The sequence below is a fragment of the Candidatus Sororendozoicomonas aggregata genome, from assembly GCF_031528575.1.
Lineage (GTDB): Bacteria > Pseudomonadota > Gammaproteobacteria > Pseudomonadales > Endozoicomonadaceae > Endonucleibacter > Endonucleibacter aggregata.
The window spans coordinates 32,249-56,787 of record NZ_JAVLSP010000016.1; the positions used below are offsets into that span (position 1 = coordinate 32,249).

General features: G+C 48.4%; 14 protein-coding genes and 1 tRNA gene. 7 read left to right on the forward strand and 8 right to left on the reverse strand.

Annotated elements, in window-relative coordinates:
- Positions 1 to 42: 42 nt before the first annotated feature.
- The gene (locus tag V4C51_RS05110) at positions 43 to 1,233 is read right to left on the reverse strand and encodes an FAD:protein FMN transferase (protein WP_330925057.1); all 1,191 of its coding nucleotides are present in this window, start codon (positions 1,231 to 1,233) and stop codon (positions 43 to 45) included.
- A gap of 272 nt (positions 1,234 to 1,505) precedes the next feature.
- Here V4C51_RS05110 and V4C51_RS05115 point away from each other — a divergent pair, with 272 nt between their 5' ends.
- Positions 1,506 to 1,970, forward strand: coding sequence for a cupredoxin domain-containing protein (locus V4C51_RS05115; protein WP_330925058.1), 465 nt, complete (start codon positions 1,506 to 1,508; stop codon positions 1,968 to 1,970).
- 36 nt (positions 1,971 to 2,006) lie between these two features.
- Here the strand turns inward: V4C51_RS05115 and V4C51_RS05120 are convergent, their stop codons facing one another.
- Positions 2,007 to 6,458 carry a hypothetical protein gene (locus V4C51_RS05120; RefSeq protein ID WP_330925059.1) on the reverse strand — a complete coding sequence of 1,484 codons (4,452 nt, stop codon included), beginning with the start codon at positions 6,456 to 6,458 and terminating at the stop codon, positions 2,007 to 2,009.
- Positions 6,459 to 7,137: 679 nt separating this feature from the next.
- A complete protein-coding gene (locus V4C51_RS05125) occupies positions 7,138 to 7,773 on the reverse strand; it encodes a helix-turn-helix domain-containing protein (protein ID WP_330925060.1) in 636 nt (211 codons plus the stop codon).
- A gap of 236 nt (positions 7,774 to 8,009) precedes the next feature.
- On the opposite strand from V4C51_RS05125, the gene V4C51_RS05130 reads away from it, so the two are divergent.
- From V4C51_RS05130 to gcvP, 3 genes are all read left to right on the forward strand, one after another.
- On the forward strand, positions 8,010 to 9,383 hold the full coding sequence (locus tag V4C51_RS05130; RefSeq protein WP_330925061.1) for an L-serine ammonia-lyase: 1,374 nt from the start codon (positions 8,010 to 8,012) through the stop codon (positions 9,381 to 9,383).
- A gap of 42 nt (positions 9,384 to 9,425) precedes the next feature.
- Positions 9,426 to 9,806 carry a glycine cleavage system protein GcvH gene (gcvH, locus tag V4C51_RS05135; RefSeq protein WP_330925062.1) on the forward strand — a complete coding sequence of 127 codons (381 nt, stop codon included), beginning with the start codon at positions 9,426 to 9,428 and terminating at the stop codon, positions 9,804 to 9,806.
- 243 nt (positions 9,807 to 10,049) lie between these two features.
- Positions 10,050 to 12,941 carry an aminomethyl-transferring glycine dehydrogenase gene (gene gcvP / locus V4C51_RS05140; protein WP_330925063.1) on the forward strand — a complete coding sequence of 964 codons (2,892 nt, stop codon included), beginning with the start codon at positions 10,050 to 10,052 and terminating at the stop codon, positions 12,939 to 12,941.
- 95 nt (positions 12,942 to 13,036) lie between these two features.
- Here the strand turns inward: gcvP and V4C51_RS05145 are convergent, their stop codons facing one another.
- The 4 genes from V4C51_RS05145 to uvrB form a co-directional block, all read right to left on the reverse strand.
- Positions 13,037 to 13,489, reverse strand: a complete 453-nt coding sequence (locus V4C51_RS05145; protein WP_330925064.1) for a helix-turn-helix domain-containing protein — start codon at positions 13,487 to 13,489, stop codon at positions 13,037 to 13,039.
- A 234-nt stretch (positions 13,490 to 13,723) separates the two neighbouring features.
- Positions 13,724 to 13,800 (reverse strand) — tRNA-Val (locus V4C51_RS05150).
- Between the two features lie 43 nt (positions 13,801 to 13,843).
- Positions 13,844 to 17,617, reverse strand: a complete 3,774-nt coding sequence (locus V4C51_RS05155) for a hypothetical protein (RefSeq protein WP_330925065.1) — start codon at positions 17,615 to 17,617, stop codon at positions 13,844 to 13,846.
- Between the two features lie 369 nt (positions 17,618 to 17,986).
- Positions 17,987 to 19,999, reverse strand: a complete 2,013-nt coding sequence (gene uvrB / locus V4C51_RS05160) for an excinuclease ABC subunit UvrB (protein WP_330925066.1) — start codon at positions 19,997 to 19,999, stop codon at positions 17,987 to 17,989.
- Between the two features lie 172 nt (positions 20,000 to 20,171).
- Here uvrB and V4C51_RS05165 point away from each other — a divergent pair, with 172 nt between their 5' ends.
- Complete coding sequence (locus V4C51_RS05165; protein WP_330925067.1) at positions 20,172 to 21,320, forward strand: pyridoxal phosphate-dependent aminotransferase; 1,149 nt, start codon at positions 20,172 to 20,174, stop codon at positions 21,318 to 21,320.
- Between the two features lie 367 nt (positions 21,321 to 21,687).
- Here V4C51_RS05165 and V4C51_RS05170 read toward each other — a convergent pair whose 3' ends face one another.
- Positions 21,688 to 23,007 carry a hydroxymethylglutaryl-CoA reductase, degradative gene (locus V4C51_RS05170; RefSeq protein ID WP_330925068.1) on the reverse strand — a complete coding sequence of 440 codons (1,320 nt, stop codon included), beginning with the start codon at positions 23,005 to 23,007 and terminating at the stop codon, positions 21,688 to 21,690.
- Positions 23,008 to 23,277: 270 nt separating this feature from the next.
- On the opposite strand from V4C51_RS05170, the gene V4C51_RS05175 reads away from it, so the two are divergent.
- Entirely contained in the window at positions 23,278 to 23,649 is a 372-nt protein-coding gene (locus V4C51_RS05175; RefSeq protein WP_330925069.1) for a site-specific integrase, read from the forward strand.
- A 304-nt stretch (positions 23,650 to 23,953) separates the two neighbouring features.
- Entirely contained in the window at positions 23,954 to 24,319 is a 366-nt protein-coding gene (locus tag V4C51_RS05180; protein WP_330925070.1) for a DNA methyltransferase, read from the forward strand.
- Positions 24,320 to 24,539: the final 220 nt, after the last annotated feature.

A 24,539-nucleotide genomic window follows, 5' to 3' on the forward strand; every position in this document is an offset into this window, starting at 1 on the left:
AACTGGATTTCAGGCCGAAATTGTCTTAAGCCCGACAGGCTCCTATTCTACCAGATACGGTTTAAAGGCCGTACTGGCCACTGATTTGAATCCGCCATCATGGTGATAGGTAAAGTAAGCGGCAATGCCTTCACGGTTTGCCAACTCGAGGCCCTTCTTATCACCGAGCACCATAAACATCGTCGCCAGCCCATCCGCTTCTTCAACAGTGTCACTGATCACCGCAACCTCGGCCAACCGGTTCGCTTCAGGATACCCTGTTTTTGGATTAATGGTATGGGAATAGCGTTTGCCCTTAATCTCAAAATAGTTCAGATAGTCGCCAGAGGTGGCCATGCCTTTATTATCCAGTGAGACAATCGCCACGGGATGGCCTGCGGCTAAATCAGGCCCCCGCACAGCAAGGCGCCAGTCACTGCCATCAGCCTTACGACCACTGACTTTAATCTCGCCACCGACTTCCACCATAAAGTTGTCAATACCGGCATTTTTCAGCGCCTTCGCAGCCTGGTCAACACCATACCCTTTGGCAATGGAGCTTAAATCGATAAAAACGGGCTTACTCTTTTCGAGAGTACTGTTTTCCACATCAGCCGTGACATAATGGTATCCCACTTTGGCCTTGGCGGCATCAATCGCTGTTTTTGTGGGGATTTCACCGGGGTAATTATTTAACATCCATTGAATAAACACTGGCCCTTTAACAGACTCCGCGCTGTCGGCTGCTGAGTCAGAGTCCGGTTTATTCTTAAGATCATTCGTTGAGGGACCAAAACCCCACAGGTTAACCAATGGTCCCACTGTCACGTCATACCCTCCTGCTGATAATTCAGAAATACGACGACTTACTTCAAACATCTCAACAATATCTTTCGAGAGCTTCACCGGCTGTCCCACAGGGGAGCGATTAAATTTCATCAACTCAGAGTCTTCGCGGTAGGTTGACATCCTCAAGTCAATATCATGCAACCTGTCATGCACAAGTTTTGAGATGGCATCAACTGGCTGGCCTAAGGGGGTGGCAACATAGGAGACATGATAGGTTGTCCCCATGACTTTACCCGAGAACTGTTTGATTTGGGTGCGGGTACTCATTAAGTAAAAGGCCAGTAGCAGCAATACACTGCCGATCACCAGAGAACGCTTATAAGCCGATGAAATCACGCAATTATCCGTCAATAACCAGGCAGAAAAAGGGAGGGATACTATAGCACTGATGACGTTTACGGTCACCTGTCACTGGTGCCCCCGACCCGATGACTATTATTTGATCAATTCGGCTATGGGATTGAAAGGAAAAGGCAGGGTGGATCAGTGCACAGCTTATCCACCGGGTTATTCCGCATGATCTGTGCTTATCCTGAAAATGTGTAAAAAATAAAGCGGCTTACCGCCCCCCCAAGACAGCAGGCTTGACCTTCCCCTTGGGGGAAGCTTTATCATCAGCCTCCAGCATTATTAGCCCCCAGAATTATTCTCATCATTACTCGGACATGATAGTTACTATGAAAAAGTCTTCCTTAGCTGTTGCATTAACACTATCAATCAGTTTGTCTGCTTTTGCCGGTGGCTCTCACCACGGTGGCCACAGTCATAGCAATGGTGCAGGCAAACCAGGCGAGGCGGAATCCGTGGATAGAACTGTGGCAATCACCATGCATGACACCATGCGCTATAACCTCAGTGAGCTTGAGGTAAAAGCGGGAGAGACGGTTCGGTTTACTATCACGAACAAAGGGACGATCCCCCACGAGTTTACCCTGGACACACAAAAAGCGCTGCTCGAACACCGTGATATGATGCGCAATATGCCAGCAATGGCGCACAATGATCCTAACGCCATTACGCTGGAACCCGGTGCAAGTGGTGAGATCATCTGGACATTTAATGATGCGGACACCATTGAAATTGGTTGCCTTATTCCTGGTCACTATGAAGCGGGTATGAAAATCCCGGTAACGACAGGCTGAAATCCTTCCGTCCCGGGCACGGGTTTCAGGGCGAATTTAACGTCTCTGTCGCACCGTGTGGATTGTTTCCATGGCTTGTCGCAACTGTTGCTGGTGGTTCATCAGGTATTGACTACCCTGCTCCAGAATCTTTGAAAGCTCTTCAGTGATCTCACCATCTGCACCTTTATGCAGATGCAGGTAGAATGCAGCCACTGCCGCATATTTTTTCTGCCTGTTCAGCTCTGCAGCCAGCAGAGCTGCCGCGCTATAGTGGTGCTGAATAAAAGGCAACCAGGCCAGCTCCGCGCCGAGATTTGCCTCATTATCGTCCCTGTGTTCAGGGTGTGTCATCATTGCGTAAATTAGCTGATTGGCTATGACCTGGTATTGATAGTGATCCTTTTTTGTATTCAGCCCAATTGCCTTCAATAGTACCTGGTTATGCCCCTTCTGTCTTTGTATCCCTAATGTTAAGCAGCGTTCCATCTGTGTTAAACCGTAGGGATTTGACAAAATTTCGAATACCTGCGCGCCCCTTATAGGCATTGCTGTATAGACTGTTTTGGTAAAGTACTGGTAGCCAGGGCTGCTCTCTGGAGTCTTATAATCAGAGTGTTCATTAAAATAGTGGCTGAAAGCTTCCATAGTCATTGCAACAGAAATATCCTCTTCTGAGATTGTTCTACTAAATGCTTGGTGTTTTGTAACATATAACTGATAGATATCGCCACGTGTCTGCTCATTGACAGATTGAGGGAGCGCGTGTAACGCATCAAAAAATTCGGGTAGCGTATCAGTGGTAGTCCCCTCCAGCCAATTCAAATAGCTTCTTTTTTCTATATGCTTCATCTTTTGGCGCTTTTTGTTCAGTACCACACTACTTTGTCGAATTCGCTCAATATTCAGCACAGACAGGTATTTGTCAGCTGGCTTTAATACCTTCTCCAACAGTTTAAGGGCGGGAAAAAATGTCTGTGCCGCAGGATAGAGGCAGCCATAACGGATCTCAGGTGAGATGTTTCCGTGTTTTTTCCAGACCAGCCCGGCAAGAACAAACTGTCCCACCGGGTGATTCAGCTCGGCCAGTTGTTCAGCGATGTTCCAAATATCGCCCGTGTATTGCCGTTGCTTGACCAGTTTCGTCAGCTCAGACTCCAACGTATTTATTTCTGCCTGGTCATGGTCTGATGGTTTTGCTGGTTTGGCCAAAGCGTGCCGCTCTAAAGTGGTTGTTATCCGGGTAGCCGCCACGCTAACAGCCAAATCGTTGAGGTTTTTTTCATCCGCCTGGCGGTGTTGGGGGGGGCTTTGTTGACGAACCATACCGGAGTCAGGGGTCAAAGTGGGATGTTGCCGTCTATTTGTTGCGGTTAAGCTGGCGCTTGTGCCCGCGATTTGTTTCGATTCAACAAACCTGCCCAGGGTATCGTTAAAAATCTTTTTCCAGTTTGGTGAGTGTGCTTGCTCCAATAACCGGGTGATGCCAGCATCGCCACTGAGTTGCCACAAGATTCTCATGGCATCGTTGCGCCTGCGCTCAGCGTCGACTTCTTTCGGGTCACTCATGTTGGTTTTCAGACTCTCCTGAATCAGTTGGTTCACCCAGGGTTCAAAGCCTATAATCGGCGCATGAACTCTGCTTTGCTGGCCCATGTGCAATGGCATGGGTAGCTTGTTAGCAAAATTGAACGAACTGCTACTACTGACATCAACGGTGAAGATTCGCAATCCGTGCCATGAAATAATGATTTTTTTAGTGCTCAGGTGCTTGGCGTGACTGGGGATAGGAAAAAAACTTGAGGTAGTCAGCTGTGGAAATTGATGAGCGAGCGTGGATGACACATTCTGAAAAAATAAACTGGCAAGCTCTTCACTGTCTGTCATCACATCCATATCATTGATGGGTAATAACAGCCTGCCATTAATGGCCCTATACAGATTACCATAAGACAGTCTGGAAATAGTATGGGCGCGTTTGGCCATACCGCCGTAAAGAGCAATTGAATGATTCTCCTGGTCAAGCTGAGAAACCTGCGCGGCTAACGCTATTATCAGAGAACTCTGCAAATCGGTCAGTGCTTTCATGGCCAGTATGCCGCCATTAATAAACAGAGGAGAAAATGAAGCGCTATCAATATTGCTGAGTCTTATATCACCGCGCATCATACCGGCTTTATTTAAATCCCTCATAACGCCTTCGCCAGGGGAGTTCGACGCAAGGAGTTCGTCATGATTTTTCATCCAGAATTGCTCAATCCAACCTAGTAGTGTTTTGCTCAGGGAAAGCCCTGCCGTGCCTGATGATCCCGAAGGCAATGGCGCCAAAAGTCCAGTCTTGGCAAGGTAGTGAATAGCCCGATCGAGCAATGGCAAATCCAGGGGCGCTCTATGGCTGAGGCGTTCGAGAATCTCTTGTATTGTCCATGGTGTGAGGCTTTCTTTTACAGCTTGATTTCCTCTGCTGGGGGGGAGCCACGACTGATAAGCCTCAATAACTTGCTTCATACCAACAGGCATAACAGGCATAACAGGCATAACAGGCATGAGAGTGTCGTTTGCGGTCTCTGGTAAAACAATGTCAGCAGGTGACAAAGGGCGCAGGTCATCAGATGGTGGCTTGAGAATGCTGACTGGTTGTTTGTTCGCGGTGTTCGAGACAATACCGTCAGTCCGTGCTGAACGGTGTGGTTCACCCGGTGATAGCTTGAAAGTGACGAGTGGTTGTCTGTCGGCAGTGTTCGGGACAATACCGCCAGCCGCTGCTGAACACTGCAGTTCACCCGATGGTGGCTTGAGAATGCTGACTGGTTGTTTGTTCGCGGTGTTCGGGACAATACCGTCAGTCCGTGCTGAACGGTGTAGTTTATCAGGTGGTGGATTGAAAACAGGTGGTGGATTGAAAACAGGTGGTGGATTGAAAACAGGTGGTGAATTGAAAACAGGTGGTGGATTGAAAGCGCTTGCTGGTTGTTTGCTGGCACCATCCGGGACAATACCGCCAACTGGTGCTAAACGGTGTAGTTCACCCGGTGATAGCTTGAGAGTGACTAGGGGTTGTCTGTCGGCAGTATTGGGGACAATACCGCCAACTGGTGCTAAACGGTGTAATTCACCTGATGGTGAGCTGAAAGTCTCTGCCACTTGTCTGCATGCGTCATTGGGAACAAAAGGGCGCGGCTGCTCAGCGGCTCCCTGAAAAAGGATGGGCTGACGGGGCCAGGCTTGCCGGGGCATTTTCTGAACAAATGTGCCAGGCATGAATGGTGGCGGATGACACAAAGGCCCCATAGGTGGAGGTAATACTTGATAAGGTGGCAAGTGCGGTTGCAAGATTGGCCTTAAAGGCTCATTAAAATAAACGCGCTCCATTCTGATAAGACCGCTTCTTACTTTCACCAAAATCAGCGTTGCTTGTTTGAGACAACTGTGGTTTTCATTGAACAAACCTACCTGGGTGATATTTGTCCCCGGTTTGCGGTAGCGGTAGTAATGTTGCCCATTTTTCAGGGAAAGCAGCACGATAATATCCAGCCTCAACAACTCTGTAAGAAGCGCCAGATGACTATCATTCTCAGGACAAAAGCCTCGTTCAGTGTCGATCTGGGCCAATAAATCAGCCGGTAACAAGCCAATAAAAGGGTGACTCGCCAGATGCGGGGATTGTTGGGCGACCCGCCACAAATAATGCCGAAGATGGGTTCTCTGTTCATCCGTTTGTGCCAGCGCATTAATGAGCCAGCAAGTTGCTCGGGAATTGACTTGTCTCAGGCCGATATGTGCCATATACCTAAACAAACCTCCTCTGCCAGAAAGAAAATCGCTGTTTGACTGAACACCCTCTCCAGTGAAGTTTGGGGGATTCAAATCTGTCCCTCGCGCACCCGCGCTCCCTGAAGATACCCCCTCGCCATTGGCCTCCACCGCCACAGTCCCTGGGGTCAAATCCAATGAAGCCTCCTGGCCTGGTTGCTGATTGCCCGGTTGTAGCAACAGTGGCAGTCCGTATGCCAGCGAACTTGCGTTATTAACCGCAGTAGTAAAGGGTTTCGGGTTTTGCTGGTAAACATCATCCAAGTGACCGGGTGAAAGCAATGCCCTCAAAAGACCGTTATGACCACGCGGCCCCAGCGATGGTAAAGGTTCAACGTTATTGACAATATTGTCTCTGTTGTTTGCCAGTAACGGCGCAGGCGATGGTGATTGAGGGGGTATTAATGAATAGCCATTGTGCTTTAACAAATACTGCGCCAGCCAGGGATCAGTGTTTGTTTCAGATAACAGGGCACCATCATTATTTTGGGCATTATTATTTTGATTATTATTTTGGGTGATGCTGTTACTGGCAGGTAGTCCAATAAAAAAAGGGGGATGCAGTGCCGCTGTCAGGTTTTGCCAATGGTCGAAAGCTGTTTGAAAAAATACCGTATTGCCGGTTATTCCGAGGCCAACAATGGATAACAGGCAAAGCAGCACTCTTTTTTTATACACTACTGCAAACAGTTTCATGCAGCGATAGCTCCATCATTGCCAAGCGCCGCCGCTCACGTCAGGAATGCCCTGTGCGCAGCAGCGTGCGAACATTATCAGCTTCTGTGGTGTACCACATAATAGCCGACCTGACTGCTCAAGCTTTACAAGGCATTATTTTGGTATTTATTTTGGCCCCCATCAGTGACACTTGTGCTAGGTGCCTGACCGAGAATAGCGCCCGTAGCGAGGATTACGAGAAATTGAGGATAAAAATTTCTGCTTCTGAGGATAATAGTGGGGCTATTTGACGAAGAAGCAGGAATTTTTAGACCAATTTATCGCAACCGCAGTAGGGCAGTCTATTCTCGGACAGGCTCCTAGAGAGCGTTTGAAGCAACGAATTCCTCCTGTTCACATCACAGGCGCTCACTGGAAGACAGCCAGCAGAAAGAAAAGAATAGCCTTAGCCGGGAAACTTGCAAAATTTAATAGCTGCTAAGTAAGCGTCTGATAATAACCTCCCAGTTTTGCCGTTCGGGCTGAGTCTGTCGACGCTCGCTGCCACCACCCTCGACTCTTCGGCAAGCTCAGAGTTCAGGGTGAACGAAAATCGGGAAATTATTTTTAGACTGCTCCTAACCCGGATATTTCATAAACATGCTCCTGGCCTTGCTTGCTCCTTGCGACTCTCAGGGCAGTTTATGAAATATCCGGGCTAAGCCGTCACCCAAAGCACAATGGCATCGGTCTCACTGACAGAGACAATGGCATGGCCCATGTCGCCATCGTAGTAGGCACTGTCCCCTTCTTTGAGGGAAACGGGTTGATAAAATTCTGTGTAAAATAGTACCTCGCCCTTGAGTACCAGCATAAATTCTTCACCGTCGTGGCGAACCCACTCAGAAAAGTCAGTAAAATTTCGGGCTTTTACCGTTGTTCTGTAAGGCAGCATTTTTTTGCCCGTTAAGGCCGTGGCCAGTATTTCATGGTCGTAGGTGGTGGTGGGGTGTGGCTTACCTGCTCCGGCGAGGGTGATATCACGCCGCCCTTTTGTGCCATGGTGTTCTTTAGGCTCGGCAAACAGCTGGGGAATATCAATCCCCAAACCTTGTACCAGTTTTGAAACGGCAGCAAAGGTCGGGGAAATTTGTTCATTCTCAATTTTAGATAATGTTGAGCGTGCCAGCCCTGTGCGTTTGCTGGCTTCTTCCAGGGTCAGGCTCTGGCTTAGCCGAATCTCGCGAACACGCTCTCCGAGCTTCAGTGGTGACACTGCCGCTTCAGAATTCTGAGGACTCAGCCGCAGCCGTTGCTGCTTCTCTTCCAGCAAAAAACTCGTTTTTTCAGACATCCAATCGCCCACTACACCCAAAGATTCCAAAGACTCCTAGAGTAATCAATGCTCCTTATTAATTCAAAACTGGCGTGATTATAGGCGTCGCCTGTTTCCAATAGGAAATTTCTTTATTGATAAACGCTACTTCCGTTGATAATCTTCGATCAATAAACAACCTTGAAAGGAAAAGGATAATCCACAAGCACGTCGTGAATAACGCTGCATCACGCAGCGAGTGGAGAGGCAACACCATGGGACTAAGTATTTTTGATTTATTTAAAGTGGGCATTGGACCCTCATCATCACACACTGTGGGACCTATGGTAGCAGCCAATCGCTTTGTCAGTGAGCTTAAGCAAAAGCACTGCCTGCCAGACACTGCCCGGGTCTGCATCGATTTATTTGGTTCTCTGGCCCTCACAGGCGCAGGCCATGGGACGGATACCGCTATCATTCTGGGGTTGTCGGGGCAGTGTCCACAGACACTGAATCCCGATGATGCCCCACGGCTCATCGAACAAACCCGGCAAGAGCAAACCCTTTTTCTTGCCAACTCACACCCCATCGCCTTTTCAGAAACCACCGATCTTCTGTTTCACACCACGGTTTTTCTTCCAAAACACCCCAATGGCATGGCATTCAAGGCCGTTGACAAACACGGTATTATTCTCCACCAGAATAATTATTACTCCCTTGGCGGGGGGTTTATTGCCAGTGAAGATGAAGACGAAAATGTAACACACAAAAGTACCAGTAAAACGATTCCTTACCCGTTTAATAGCGCGAAAGATTTATTGGATATTGGCCGAGTCCACGGTTTATCCATCGCTGAGATAGTCCTTGCCAATGAACACGCCCTTGGTCTTCATCAAAACATACCGGCCAAGCTGCAGAAGATCTGGCAAGTGATGGATCAGTGCATTGAGCGCGGCTGCAGGCAACAGGGTATTTTGCCCGGTGGGCTTAAGGTAAAACGCCGTGCCAATGCCATTTATCAATCCCTGAGCAATCAGGAAAAGCCAACAACAGACCTGCCCATAATGGACTGGGTCAGCCTGTACGCGTTGGCTGTCAATGAAGAGAATGCTGTCGGCGGGCGCATTGTCACCGCCCCGACTAATGGCGCCGCCGGTGTTATACCGGCTGTACTGGCTTATTTTGTCAATTTTGTTCAAAGCGGCAATGAAAAAACTATTGAAACATTTCTGGCCACCGCCGCCGCCATTGGTATGTTGTACAAAAAAAACGCGTCCATCTCTGCTGCCGAAGTGGGCTGCCAGGGTGAGATAGGCGTGGCCTGCTCCATGGCAGCCGGTGCCCTTTGCGCGGCGCTCGGTGGTACCAATCAACAAATCGAGAATGCCGCTGAAATTGGTATGGAGCATAACCTCGGGCTTACCTGTGACCCTGTGGGCGGGTTGGTGCAGGTGCCTTGTATCGAGCGTAATACCATGGGTGCCATCAAAGCTATTGCCGCTGCCCGGTTATCCCTTCAGGGTAATGGTGATCACAGGGTTTCCCTGGATGATGTGATTAAAACCATGCGTCAGACCGGACTTGATATGCAGCACAAATATAAAGAAACCGCTTTAGGTGGTTTGGCCGTAAATGTAGTGATGTGTTAATCCCTTTTCAACATCTTTCGTATAACTGGAGTGAGGTAAACGATGAACAATATCGAGAATCTGAAGTTCACCGACACCCATGAATGGGTACTGGACAATGGCGATGGCACCGTCACTGTGGGGATCACCGAGCATGCGCAGGAGCAGCTAGGTGATGTGGTCTTTGTTGAGCTGCCCGAAATCGGCCAGGAAGTGGGCACCGGTGATGACCTGTCCCTGGTGGAATCCGTTAAAGCAGCTTCTGATATTTATGCGCCTGTCTCTGGTGAGATTGTTGAAGTGAACACAGCCCTGGAAGAGGCGCCCGAAACCATTAACCTGTCTGCCTTTGAAGACGGCTGGATTGTCAAGGTGAAGCTGTCTGAGCCAGCCGAGCTCGATGACCTGATGTCGGCCAGTGCTTATCAGGCAAGCATCGAATAATTTTTTTAGGACCCTGTCGGACTGATGCTTTCGAGCATAAAATTCTGGCCGCACTTTCTCGGTTTTACTGGATTTTAGGCCGAAATTGTCTTAAGTCCGACAGCCTCCTGGCACCGGCCAGTTTTATCGCTGACGCGTCCTGATATATCTACTGATCCAGTCCAGGAGCCTGTCGGACTTATGCTCGAAAGCATAAGTCCGACAGGCTCTTAGGGAAGATGGTGCTCTAAAGGTAACAATTTTATGGCTGTCGAACGACAATCACTACAAGCCCTGCTCCAGAGAGAACCCTTTATCCGGCGTCATGTCGGCCCCAGCCAGAGTGAACAGCGCACCCTGTTAGCAAATCAGGGTCTTCATTCCCTCAGTGATATGATTGGCGAAACAGTGCCAGCCTCCATTCGCGGTGCTGAGCTGGCTTTGCCAGATGGCCTGACTGAAAAGCAGGCGCTCGATACCCTCAAAGCCCTGGCCCGCAAAAATACCATCAATAAATCGTATATCGGTATGGGTTATTACAATACCGAGATGCCTAACGTCATCTTGCGCAACGTGCTTGAAAACCCTGGCTGGTATACTGCTTATACACCTTATCAACCTGAAATCAGCCAGGGCCGACTGGAAGGGTTGTTAAACTTCCAGCAAATGGTGATGGATCTGACCGGGATGGAAGTCGCCAATGCCTCTTTACTGGATGAGGCAACGGCCGCTGCCGAGGCCATGGCCCTGTGTCGCCGGTCTAGTCGCAGTAAGAGCAATGTTTTTTTTGTGGCTGACGATGCTCACCCGCAAACATTGGCTGTGATTAAAACCCGTGCTGAGTATCTGGGTATTGACGTGGTAACGGGGGACCCTGCCAAGGATCTTGATCAACAAGAGGTCTTTGGGACGCAGCTGCAATACCCTGGCACCTATGGCGATATAAACGATATTAGTCGTATTATTCAGCAAGCCAAAGCCCGCGACGTCCTGGTATCTGTCGCTTCCGATTTGCTGGCCCTGGTGTTGCTCAAATCCCCCGGTGCCATGGGGGCGGATATTGTTATGGGCAGCAGTCAGCGTTTTGGTGTCGCTATGGGCTTCGGTGGCCCCCATGCGGCATTTTTTGCCACCAGTGAAAAACTCAAGCGCGCCATACCCGGACGCATTATCGGTGTCTCAAAAGACAGTCGTGGCAATATCGCCCTGAGAATGGCCATGCAAACCCGCGAACAACATATTCGCCGGGAAAAAGCCACATCCAATATTTGTACAGCCCAGGCACTGCTGGCAAACCTGGCCAGTTTTTACGCCGTTTACCATGGCCCTGATGGGCTTAAGGCCATTGCCGAACGGGTACACCGTTTGACCACTATCCTGGAAAAAAGCCTCAGTGATATGGGTTTTCAGTGTAACAAAAGCTACTTCGATACCCTGAGCATTAAGGTAGGCAGCGAGCAACAGGCTATTTACCAGCGGGCGCTGAATCATCACTGTAACCTGCGTCTGATCAGCCACGACAGCCTCGGTGTCAGCCTCGATGAGACAACCACGCCTGATGATATCATCGAACTGTTTGATATTTTTATGGGTAAAGGTAAAGCACTGGATTTGTCTTTTGTGGATCAGCGCATTACTGCTGGCGAAGCCACAGGAATCACCGACGACCTTCGTCGTACGGATAAGATCCTCAGTCATCCCGTCTTTAACAGCTATCACTCTGAAACAGACATGATGCGCTATATTAAACGACTGGAAAATAAGGACTACTCCCTGGTGCATGGCATGATTCCTTTGGGCTCGTGCACAATGAAACTGAACGCCTCTGCCGAAATGCTGCCGGTCACCTGGCCGGAATTTGCCAATATCCACCCCTTTGCGCCACGGGATCAGGTGCAGGGTTACCTGGCGTTAATTGACCAGCTTCAGCAAGCCCTTGAAGCCATTACTGGCTTTGACGAGGTTTCTGCGCAACCGAATTCGGGAGCATCGGGTGAATATGCCGGACTGCTGGCCATAAGAAAATATCAACAGTCCGTGGGGGAAGGCCATCGTCACATTTGCCTGATCCCCGCATCGGCCCACGGAACCAACCCGGCGTCAGCGGTAATGGCAGGCATGAAGGTGGTGATTATTGCCTGTGACGCCGAGGGTAACATTGACGTCAATGACCTTCAGGAAAAAGCCGAACAACACAGTGATGCTCTTGCTGCCTTGATGATCACGTATCCGTCCACACACGGTGTCTACGAAGAAGCGGTCAAAACAGTGTGTCACACGATTCATCGCTGTGGTGGCCAGGTCTATCTCGATGGTGCCAATATGAATGCCATGGTGGGTATTGCCCGGCCCGGCGATATTGGCGCCGATGTGTCTCACCTGAACCTGCACAAGACATTTGCTATTCCTCACGGTGGCGGTGGCCCCGGTGTCGGCCCAATTGGCGTGAAAAAACACCTGGCGCCTTTTTTGCCCAACCATAGCGTCAGCCCTGTGTACGACAACGGTGGTATTGGTGCGGTAGCATCGGCACCTTTTGGCAGTGCTTCTATTCTTACTATCACCTGGATGTATATCAAAATGCTCGGTGGCCGTGGCCTGACCCACGCCACTGAGGTTGCTATTTTGAATGCTAACTACGTGGCGCAAAGGCTATCGGCTTATTACCCGGTGCTGTACCGTGGTCAAAATGGCAAAGTTGCCCATGAATGCATCATTGATATTCGTCCCATCAAAGCAGCCACCGGCATTTCTGAAGAAGACATTGCCAAGCGATTAATGGACTACGGTTTCCATGCGCCCACCATGTCTTTTCCTGTGGCCGGTACGTTAATGATTGAGCCGACAGAGTCGGAGTCTTTGGCAGAAGTCGACCGTTTTATTGATGCCATGGTGTCTATTCGCAAAGAAATTGATCAGATCGAGCAAGGCAAATGGCCGGTCGATAATAACCCGCTGGTGAATGCGCCTCACACCCTGGCTGATTTGGCAGACGACACCTGGCAGAGACCTTACAGCCGGGAAACAGCCGTTTTCCCCTCACCACAGAGCAGGTTAGCCAAATACTGGCCCACCACCAACCGGGTCAATAACGTCTTTGGGGATCGAAACTTTGTCTGCTCCTGCCTGGGTATGGAAAACTATAAGGAGGATTAGGTTTTTGGTTTATTGAGTAATTGGTCATGTTTTGGCATTGACTCTACGGGATCATGACCAATTGCCCGGTTGCCAAGGCTAATTTGAGAGATGTATTAAGCTGACAGTTGCCATCGGTCGTTGACTTCGACAAATACAAGTTTACTCATCGCTTGTTGGCTGTCACTTTCAGCCAGCATTTTGAGCAGAGAGGAGAGTACGCTGCCTTTGTTGATAGACTCCAGGTAAAGTGCTCTCAGGGCAACATCTGACGTACGCGGGAGTGGGGTTGAATTTTTCTCCCATCGCGCGACTGTTTGGTCTTCAACACCCAGCAATGTACCTAATCGCTTCTGCGAAAGGTTCATTTCTACACGCAAAAAGCGGACTTCTTCGCCGGTCAAAGCCGTGGACTTACCGGTTAGCGTTGTGGCAATTGTTCGGTGGAGCTGGTCAACACTATCAACACCAACGCACTGTTCACCATCAACACTGTCCCGCGCGAATCCGTTTTCAAGGTAGACGGCAGGTAGGCCACACTCAATATAGTGATACCAACTCTTTTCCATGGTTATCCCCTCACTTTTAATTAACAAAAACTGTAATTATACCAATTGTCTTTTCTAACTGCGGAATTGAGCAAACTATTTTGGGCTGCTGGGCAAGGCAAAATGACGAGTAATAGCCCTGCTATTGCGAGGAGTTTTAACGCAGGGTTGGCGTTCAGGTTGGTAGCGTAAAGCACAATTAGAAGAGTCGATTGGTATAACTCGCGCACAAGCTCGAAAAAAATCAAGGAGAGTTGGTAGGCGGTACTGGAGTTGAACCAGCGACCTCTACGATGTCAACGTAGCGCTCTAACCAACTGAGCTAACCGCCTGAAGTCGCTGCTATATTAATGATTTTTTTATACTGTGCAAGGGTTAATTTTGGCTCTTTTCTTCCTCTTCTTCGAGCCACTGGAAAATGTCACCGTCAAACACTTTACTGGGGTCGGCAAGCCTTTGCCTGAGTTCAGTAAATTGTGTGGACAACGAGGCGCTGGCATAACCATTTTTTTGTTTTACCTTATGACGGTAGGGCTGAGAGAGCCGTAGCACTTTTCCTCTGAGGGGGAAAATAGCATCGAGCTGATTTTTACTGTCAATTAACTGGTCAATGCATCGCTTTATACGCGTGCGGTCTTCCCGAAAACGTTGAATAAAAAGAGCCTCACAAACTTCCCTGTGTTCTGCGGGTACGACAGCCAGGTAATTGTTAAGGGCGTCATTGGCGCGTTGGTAACACCTGTCACCCTCCTGCCAGTCTGACAGTATTTTCTCCAGTTCATTTTCCCCAGGGTATGACTGTGCCCACACAATCATTTCATTAAGGGTAACAACGCTTTGTCTGGGTAGTTGACTGATTTCCTGACGCTCCAGTTGCTCCTCAAAGTCCAATAGCTGCTGATAGGCTTTATTAATGGCATTTGACAGCGCCCGCACTTTGCCGGGCAATCGACCGCATTTAAAGTAAGCCCTGCCCATATCAGCGTACAAGCTGGCCATGGCAAAATGATCCCCTTCATGACGTTGGATAAATTGAGCCACTTTTTGAGCTTCTGGTCGGCGGAGTTTCTTTCTTTTTTTCTTGCTGGCTCCGTTTCCTTGCGGGGGTTGACCATTTAATGCGCCGTCCACAATGATTTTGCGGATGGACTTAATCTCATCAACCCAAAGACAGGGAGCCTGTCCAATGGTTTCATTATCACTCCCACTGTCCTGGTCATTTTCGACAGGCTGCTGTTCGGTGGTTATTGCGCTGTTATGCTCTGGGGGTGCCAGACTTTGCAGCCCCTTAACATAGCGGTCTTCCTCAGCACGGTATTGGGCTTCTAATTCTTTTGCGGCTATTTCTTCATCAGCGGCCAGTTGATCCGCGGCTTTTTTATGGGCGTGTAAAATAGTGTTAGCCAAGTGGGTCAAGCGCTCTTTTACCTGTTGAAACCGCTCATCCTCAGCCATAGCCGGAAAAAGCGCTTCAAACTGCTGTAAAACCGGAGAGACCTCATGGGTGAGTGTATGGGAGAGCTCAACATAGGCACGGTTGTCACCATCCCAACTGTTCATCAACAACGCCAAAGAGGCAACAAGGTTGAGGGTATCAGCGTGTAATGTCTGTGACAGGTCGTCATCAAGCATGGGCGCGAGCTGCTGATCAGACGCCAGGTAATCAATGATGGCACAAGACAGAGCCAACTCCTGATTCAAACTGCTGTAGTGAAAAAGGGACGCTATGGCTTTATGGACAGCGGTTTTCGTCGGCGTTGATAAATCGGCGGTTGATTCTTTGAGAATCGCAATAAAAGCAAAGGCCAAATCGGGAACGCGAATGCTTTTGATGGTATGAGCAGGGGCAGTAAACTGGTGACACGACAGCGTGATAAAATCAGCGCAATTAGCCATGACGGTGTTAAAAGCGTCCTGTTTATTTAAAAGGCGATTATAATGGTGCCACTTAAGCAGGAGATCACCGAGGAATGCCATGTACTGATCCTGCTCCTGCTTTACAGGCTGCTTGCTCATGTTTTCGTGGAAGACATCCATGCGGAGTACGTGTTGAACAAGCCTTTCAAGATTGAAGTGCCTATTCTCCGCATTATCAATAACCGTCACTTCAACCGGGTGTTTGCCCATATACGGTACAGCATACTCTCGCAGTTTGATCTTATTGCCCTTGCTTTTAAAATATTTTACCGACTTCCAGGTGTCATCAGTATCACCGATGAATAACCCATCAGGAAAACCGTGGTGTTTATCAACATAGCGCTCCACTGAAGCACTCAGACTTGCCATGGCACCAGCGATCTGCTCATCAAAGGTTTTTTTCCCCTTTGCTTGCAATTTAACGGGGTTTTTAGGCGCTTTATGGGGATACCACAACCTGAGGTTATTCATCATGTCATCCAGGGCGAGATGGTCAGCCTTTTTTTTGAGCAGGCGTAATTTTGCTAAAAACACCTCAGGGTCTTTACCACCGGTGCCGACCGCTTGCCTCTGTTGCTCTGGCTCGTCCTGGTTTGTCGCGCGGGTATCCGTTACCTGAAACCCGTTTCCCGATGCACTCAAGTCGCTTTCGTGCGCCTCTAAAACCAGTGCCTTGCCTGCATTCCCCCAGAGGATCATTTGATTGTGAAGATAGGTCCACCACCCTGTGATGGATTGAAAAGGCACCTGGCCAAAATAACAATAAGGACTGAAGGGAGGGTTTAGCGTGTAGTTTGCCCGCTCCCAGCCCCTTTCATCAGCAAGCTGCTGGCCTGCAATGTACAGTAAGGTCTCGTAGGAGCAGAACCGGCAATAAAAGTCAGGGCTTTTGGTGTTTTGATCCAACACCACCCTCAAACGGTCATGTTTGGGCGTGAATAAGAACCCCACATTTTGGGCTAGCTGCACTGCTACGTAAAAGACACGACAGCCCTTGTAAGAATAATCAATTCTATATTCGTAGTCTGACCGATGTTCAAATACGTCAATGCCTTTAAGACTGCTCGATGCTGATGTTATTTTTGCTGCCCATTGCTCAAAACCTTCTTTGCTCTCAACCAGCAGCAAGGCGTTATTGGCCGGTTTTTGCATCAATTGACTCAGGGCAATATCCCCGTACCCCCATTCCACTGCCTGTGCCAGGGCATCAACGGCCAGCCCCCCTGCCACAAGGGGCAAATTACGTTCATTGTTCTTCTGATGGAGATTGGTCAGCCAAAAAAACTGGAGAATATTTTGAACCACCTGTGCCTTTTTCGTCCGTCTTTCATCCTCACTTAAAGAATGGACACCCGAACGTTCTCCATCAGTGGTTCTTGTGGTCACCGGGTGAGTCGGCTTGCCCTGTTTGGTACCAAAGCTATCAGCTACTTTTGTGAGTTGTTCTGAAATACTTTTTTGAGCCTGTGCCTGGCGCTGTTTGGCCTGTTCGGCATGTATGGCACCAAAGCTATCGGCTACTTTTGTGAGTTGTTCTGAAATACTTTTTTGAGTCGGTGCCTGGCGCTGCTTGTTGTTAAACACAGCCAAGACTGAGCTTAGGGCGTTTTCAATTGGTGGGGGCTTTTTCAGGGAGTGTAACGGGTTTGACCGGTATGTTTGCCTGGCAATCGCGTTCATAAAATCACTATGTAATGACGCTTCTTTCGCGGACTGTGGGAGTTTCTCCCAATGAGCAGAGGAGATATTGTCAATAAAATGCGCTTCAGGTGATGTAAGCCCCGGACTGATGGCCAGTACAAATACCATGGCCATTTTTTTTACATAGGTGTCAGCTACTTGTTCAACATTAACGCGCCCTGCATCGGTGTCGTTGTTATTTTCAAAAGAGCAAATACCCGTGTAGACTTCCTTTAAAATCTGATAGTAAATACAGGGGTGTTTTTCTTTTAAATCTCCCATGCGGCAGATGAAATTTATTTTAATATCAGGGTTTTTAATCCACTGATTCTGGAAGCTGACGATATCTGAGAACTGAGCGATAAACCCTGCTACTAATTCAGTATCATAGAGCCGTTTTAACAAGAAAGCTTCAGAACTCACCCACTGGTCGGCTTCCTCCCAGCATGTCTCGGTAAACCCGGGATTATTATTCGGCAGGCTTTCTGTCACAATATGACGACAAGCTGACTCACCCGATACATCGCCTTGTTGTTCACCGGGTCTGATCAATAAGTGACACCCAGCATTTGGGTCGTCGGGACTAGTCCGCTTGGCTAAACAAGAAAAACAAAAATGAGGATTATTGGAGTGCCAGTCGTCTGAAGGATAGTGCGATTGCGCACCCATGCAAAAAAGTACGAATAAAACAGAGCATGGCCGCAACAAAGCTCTCATAAAAAATCCCTGTTAATGCGATGAAGAAATTAAAATAGCACAAAAATCACCCTGTCAAATAAAAAATACTCGTTATCAGCCCAGTATTCATTTAAATTAACTTTTATTAACCACAAAACAACGGCAGAAGTTATTTTGACGCTGTTCACACAAAACCCTGAACAGCTTCTGATCTCGAATCAATAACCGATGATGAATGAGTGGCTATCCCTGTTTCAGTAACCTGTCCCGCAATACGCTTATTTCATCCCGTACCTGCGCCGCTGCTTCAAATTCCAACTCCCGCGCGTGTTTCATCATTTTTGTTTCCAGTCTTTTTATTTGCTTCGCAAGATCATCCGGGTTTAAAGAGACAGTGCCAGCGCCTGCCACTGTGGCGGTTTTTCGGGTCTTTGCCGCCGGTTTCTTGCCGGGCGTAACAGCGCCCTCAAGAATATCGGGTACAGACTTCTTGACGCCAACGGGGGTAATATTGTGCTGCTGGTTATAAGCCATTTGCTTATCACGCCGTCGTTGTGTCTCATCCATGGCACGCCGCATGGAGCCGGTAACCTTGTCAGCATATAAAATAGCGCGACCATTAAGATTTCGCGCTGCCCGACCAATGGTCTGGATCAGCGAGCGGTCAGAGCGCAAGAATCCTTCTTTATCGGCATCCAAAATGGCCACCAGGGCCACCTCTGGCATATCCAACCCCTCCCGCAACAGGTTAATGCCCACCAGTACATCAAAGACCCCAATACGCAGGTCGCGGATAATTTCCACACGTTCCACCGTATCAATATCTGAGTGCAAATAGCGCACTTTAATGTGGTGCTCGTGGAGATAATCTGCCAGGTCTTCGGCCATCCGCTTAGTCAGTACCGTGGTTAAAACGCGATCGCCGGCTTTAACGGTTTTATGAATTTCACAGAGCAGGTCATCCACCTGGGTTGAGGCTGGCCTGACCTCAACCGCCGGGTCAACCAGCCCCGTGGGCCGTACCACCTGCTCAACCATCTGGCTCTGGTGTTCCTGTTCATAGTTACCGGGCGTTGCCGAAACAAAAATAGTCTGGGGGCGTCTGTTTTCCCATTCCTCAAACTTCATGGGACGGTTATCCAGTGCTGAGGGCAGACGAAACCCATATTCTACCAGCGTTTCTTTGCGTGAGCGGTCACCCCGGTACATGGCACCAATCTGGGGAACAGTGACATGGGATTCATCAATCACCAACAGCGCGTTATCAGGGATATAGTCAAACAAGGTCGGCGGTGCCTCCCCGGGGGCATTGCCTGATAAATAACGAGAATAGTTTTCAATGCCGGTACAGTAACCAAGCTCGAGCATCATTTCCATATCGTAGCGGGTACGCTGCTCCAGCCGCTGGGCTTCCACCAGTTTGTTATTTTCACGCAATACCTCAAGTCGTTCACTGAGCTCAACCTTAATGCCTTCCACGGCATCCAAAATGGTTTGCCGGGGGGTGACATAGTGCGTTTTAGGGTAAATGCTGATACGGGGTAACTGTTTTAATACCTCGCCTGTGAGCGGATCAAACAGACTGATGTTTTCGAGCTCTTCGTCAAAAAAATCGAGCCGAATGGCTTCTCGCTCTGACTCTGCCGGGAAAATATCAATAACATCCCCCCGCACCCGGTAAGTGGCCCGTTTTAGCGCCGTATCGTTGCGGGTATATTGCAGTTCAGCCAGGCGCCGCAGCAGGGTACGCTGCCCAATCTGATCGCCCCGGTCTAAATGCAGCATCATTTTCTGGTAGAATTTCGGATCACCAAGCCCATAAATGGCTGATACGGTTGCCACAATGATGGCATCTTCCCGCTCCATCATCGCTTTGGTGGCAGAGAGCCGCATTTGCTCAATATGCTCATTGATGGAAGCGTCTTTTTCGATATAGGTGTCAGAGGTTGGCACGTAGGCTTCTGGCTGATAGTAATCGTAATAGGAAACAAAGTACTCCACGGCATTGTCTGGAAAAAATGCCTTAAACTCTCCATAAAGCTGGGCAGCGAGTGTTTTATTGTGTGCCATGACAATCATGGGCCGTTGCATCTGTTCAACCACATTGGCAATGGTGAAGGTTTTGCCAGAACCGGTCACGCCCAACAATGTTTGGCATGAAAGTCCTGTATTGATACCGTCCATGAGCCGCGCGATAGCTGATGGTTGGTCACCATTGGGCTTGAAGTGGGCGTTAACACGAAAAGCACGTCCCATAAAAAATGATTCCTGTTTGTTAAAAGGAGGTTTATTCTGTTGGCACTGTTTGTGTATGATGCTTGGAGCCTGTCGGGCTTAAGCTTATTCAGAAGCCCGTGACGACCTTCCAGACTCTAAAACGCTATAAATGGGGAACATTGTGAGCGCTTGTCCTTCCCAACGTATACAGATGGTTAAACCATCTCCGACCCTTGCCGTTACCGGCCGTGCCGCTGAATTGCGTGCTGCCGGCCATGATATCATCAGCCTCAGTGCCGGCGAACCTGATTTCGATACCCCTGAGTCAATTAAAGCAGCAGCCTGCAAAGCTATCGCTGACGGCCAGACCCGCTATACGGCCGTTGATGGCACCCCGGAGTTAAAAAATGCCGTCATCAACAAATTCCATCGAGATAACGGGATTACTTATACCCCCGACCAGATTCTGGTCTCCGCCGGTGGCAAGCAGAGCTTTTTTAACCTCTCCCTGGCACTGCTCGATAAGGGGGATGAAGTGGTGATTCCGGCACCTTACTGGGTATCATACCCCGATATGGTGGCGATTGCTGAAGCTAAACCGGTTATTATTGAAACCCGCATGGATAACCGTTTTAAACTAACCCCACAGCAGTTGGATGAGGCCATTACCGAAAAAACCAAGTTAGTGGTGCTAAACAGCCCTTCTAACCCAAGCGGGACGGCTTATACCCGCAAAGAACTCGAAGCATTGGGCGAAGTTTTGCTTAAGTATCCCCATGTCTTAGTGGCCACTGACGATATGTACGAACATATTCTCTGGAGTGACGAGCCATTTTGCAACATTGTGATGGCCTGTCCCGGGTTGTATGAAAGAACTATCGTACTTAATGGTGTCTCCAAAGCGTATGCCATGACCGGCTGGCGCATTGGCTATGCCGGCGGCCCCCAGTGGCTGATCAAAAATATGAAAAAGGTCCAGTCACAAAGTACATCTAACCCGTGTTCTGTGGCACAGGCAGCAGCGGTTGAAGCCCTTAATGGCTCTCAGCAGTGTATTGCCACTATGCTGACATCTTATAAAAAGCGCCACGACTATGTGGTCACCCGCCTGAACAAAATCCCTGGTGTGAGAGCCGTGGAAAGTGACGGTACTTTCTATTCCTTTCCGGATTTCAATGAAGCCATGAAAACCCTGGGATTTGAAAAAGACACTGAAATGGCCGAATTGCTGCTGGAAAAAGGCGTAGCCCTGGTTCCGGGTTCCGCGTTTGGCAGCCCGGGCCATCTGCGTCTGTCTTATGCTGCCAGTGATGAAGCCCTTGAAAAAGCCCTGGACCGTCTGGAGCAAGCACTTTCCTGACATCCTCCCCGACGTGAACGACGGGGATTCCTGCTACCAGACGGCAATGCCCCGCCGCAGCGTACCCTTACCAGTAGCGGTATACGCCTTATTCGACAACCTGCTCTACTTTTCGGATTGTTGAGATACACGGGCAGAAAGCGAAGGTATTTTACGTTTCCTGTCAGGTAGCGTAATCGCTGGAAACACCTGACGGATAGAGAATACAACAAATGGCTTGCTTTGCAAGCCTCCCTTACATCCCCGCATTAGCCCGGATATTTCATAAACTGCCCTTAGAGCCGCAAGGAGCAAGCAAGGCCAGGAGCATGTTTATGAAATATCCGGGCTAGAAGTACGGGGTTTTATGCGATTTCGATAAACCTTGTTAGTAATTTCTGAGCTCTTGAAGATAATCTCTAATCCCATTGAATGAGATAATCTCTTCTTCAAATTTATCTCTTACCTTTTCTCTCTCATCATCACTTGCTTCAAGATGGTTAAGAATATTCATAAGGTGCATTTTCATATGACCTTTTTGAATACCGCTTGTCACAAGACTTCTAACCGCGGCAAAAGTCTGGGCCAGGCCAGAACAAGCAACGATCTTCATAAGCTCAGCAGCATCAGGCTTACCTAAAAGTTCTAATGAAAACTTTGCCATTGGATGAAGAGAGGTCAGACCTCCAACAGTACCAAGTGCCATTGGGATCTCAAGAGTGAAGTTAAACATCCCGTCTTTAATGGAACACGTTGTTAAACCTCTATATTGACCGTCTCTAGCGGCGAAAGTATGACCACAGGCTTCAATCGCTCTGAAGTCATTTCCTGTCGCGAGAATTACGGCGTCGATACCATTAAAGATGCCTTTATTGTGAGTTGTCGCTCTGTTTACATCCATTCGAGAAATCCTAACGGCTCTTTCAAACTTTCGAGCAAACTCTTCAGGACTCATTCCAACGTTTTTGTCTTCAAGCATTTCAATTGGACATTCAACCGTTGCTCTTACAAGACACTCTGGTGTGTAGTTAGAAAGGATGGCCATGACGACCTGGAGGTCTTTTTCATATCCAGTGAAGCTTTCTTCTTCAAATACAAGCGCTCTAAACGACTTTCCAAGCCGCTCAAGAACTGAGTTAATGAAGTTCGCGCCCATAGCGTCAACGGTATTAAATGATGCCCAGATCTGGAAGTAACTTTCATCAAGATCTGTCTTATCTCTAAGCTCTAAATCAAGAAGGCCACCACCTCTTTTTTCCATATTGGCAGTAATCGGCGCGCAGGCCTCTCTTAAAATATCTATTTTAGAAGTAAAGAATTCGATTAATTTTGACGCTTTTCCCGGCCAGTACAGGTGTACTTGACCGATTTTTTTCATATCGACAACGTCTGCTTTAAATCCGCCTCTCTCTAACCAGTACTTAGCGCTCTTAGAAGCCGCGGCTACAACAGAACTCTCTTCAATGGCCATCGGTACGCAGTACAGCTGTCCATTGATCATAAGGTTTGGCATTACGCCAAAAGGAAAATAGAAATTTGTCAGGGTATTTTCGCTAAAATCGTCTAAGACAGATTGAAGTTTATCATTTGAATGCCAAAAACTTTTAATTAGTTCCTTAGAACGATTATCACCTTTTAAGATATTCTCGACTATATAGTCAATCTTCTCTACTTTTGACATTTTTGAAAAACCGCTGATTGGTTTCACTTTAAGTCTCCTTTATTGAAGAGATAACGCTTGGCCACTTTTAATTCTTCGCTGGAGTAATGCTGGAGTCATACAATAAGCGCGACAGGCGAAAACTTGAGATGTGAGACAGCTGTCGGTAGATTTCTAAGAAGCGGTCTTAAAAGTCTGCCCGTAGCGAGGACCGCGAGAAATGGAGGATAAAAATTTCTGCTTCTGAGGAGAATAGCGGGGCTATTTGATGAAGAAGCAGGAATTTTTAGACCAATTTATCGCAACCGCAGTAGGAGCATGACGTTTAAGACTGCTTCTAAATACCCGTTCCCGAAAATGAAAGGCGCGAGCTACCTGACGGATGAGCCGATACGGATAGACTCACTGAACACGTCCATGCGTCGCCGCTTTCAGGGTGAGGGCATCCAACATGCTGTGCCACGGGACATCCGCCGCACCTGCAAGACGTTAATGGGCAAGGCCGGACTGAGCAAAGAAATCCGTGACCGCATCCATAACCATACCCCGACGGACGTTTCATCGAATCACTATGACCGGTACGACTACCTGACCGAAAAGCGTGAGGCGCTGAACCGTTGGGGTGATATGTCGCATGCAATTATCCAGCCCGGAAGTAATGCGTGCCTGCCGCAACGGCGAGCATCCTGAGCCAGTGAACTTCACCTGTTGGGCATGGTCAAACACACCTGTCTAGCCGAAGGGTAGCGCTGCCCTTTGGCTTATTTGACATAAATATAGCCTTTTAGCGGCTATCTCATTGAAATGGCTGTGTGTGTTTGCCGACTTTTTTATGCCTCTTTTATGTTATTTTTTCAGAAGCCGCTCCGTTCGGGGGCGAAAACTGTTCAACTGGCTTTGTGCTGCCTGTTTAATCGCTTCACCGATTGTCATTGCTGCCTCGACTCCCTACCATAAACAGAATTTAACGACTGACAGGTGGGGCAAGCCCACCATGCCAATATTGGACTGGCTCAATAAAGATAGTGCGGTGACGCAAGCACGGCGCTGTAAGTACCGATTGCTGGAAGAAATGCCAGAACTGTCTTATGGCGATAAGGACAGCGAGAATTTATTGATTCAGGGGGACAATCTCAAAGCACTTAAGGCGCTGATCCCCTTCTATGCGGGTAAGGTGAAGTGTATTTTCATTGATCCGCCTTACAACACAAAGTCAGCCTTTGAGCATTACGACGACAACCTTGAGCACAGCAAGTGGCTTAGCCTGATTTACCCTCGCATAGAACTATTACGTGAATTATTGGCCGAAAACGGGAGTATATGGGTAACAATATTTGATTCGTTACAGCCATTTTCTTAGGCATTTTTGGACTTCCTGTAGTGCTATGCAACACGTTTGTGTTACTGGATTGTTGTTCAGTAATGACAAGTGGATACTAATATTGTAACACATACGTGTTACTGTCTATGCTTTTGTTAAGTGTTATTGTTAATTTTTAGAGGAGGAAGGTATGGAGGACGATGATATTGTTGTCCGTGAAGGAGTTCGCGACTTTAGTGGGGATAATAGCGATTTTGTG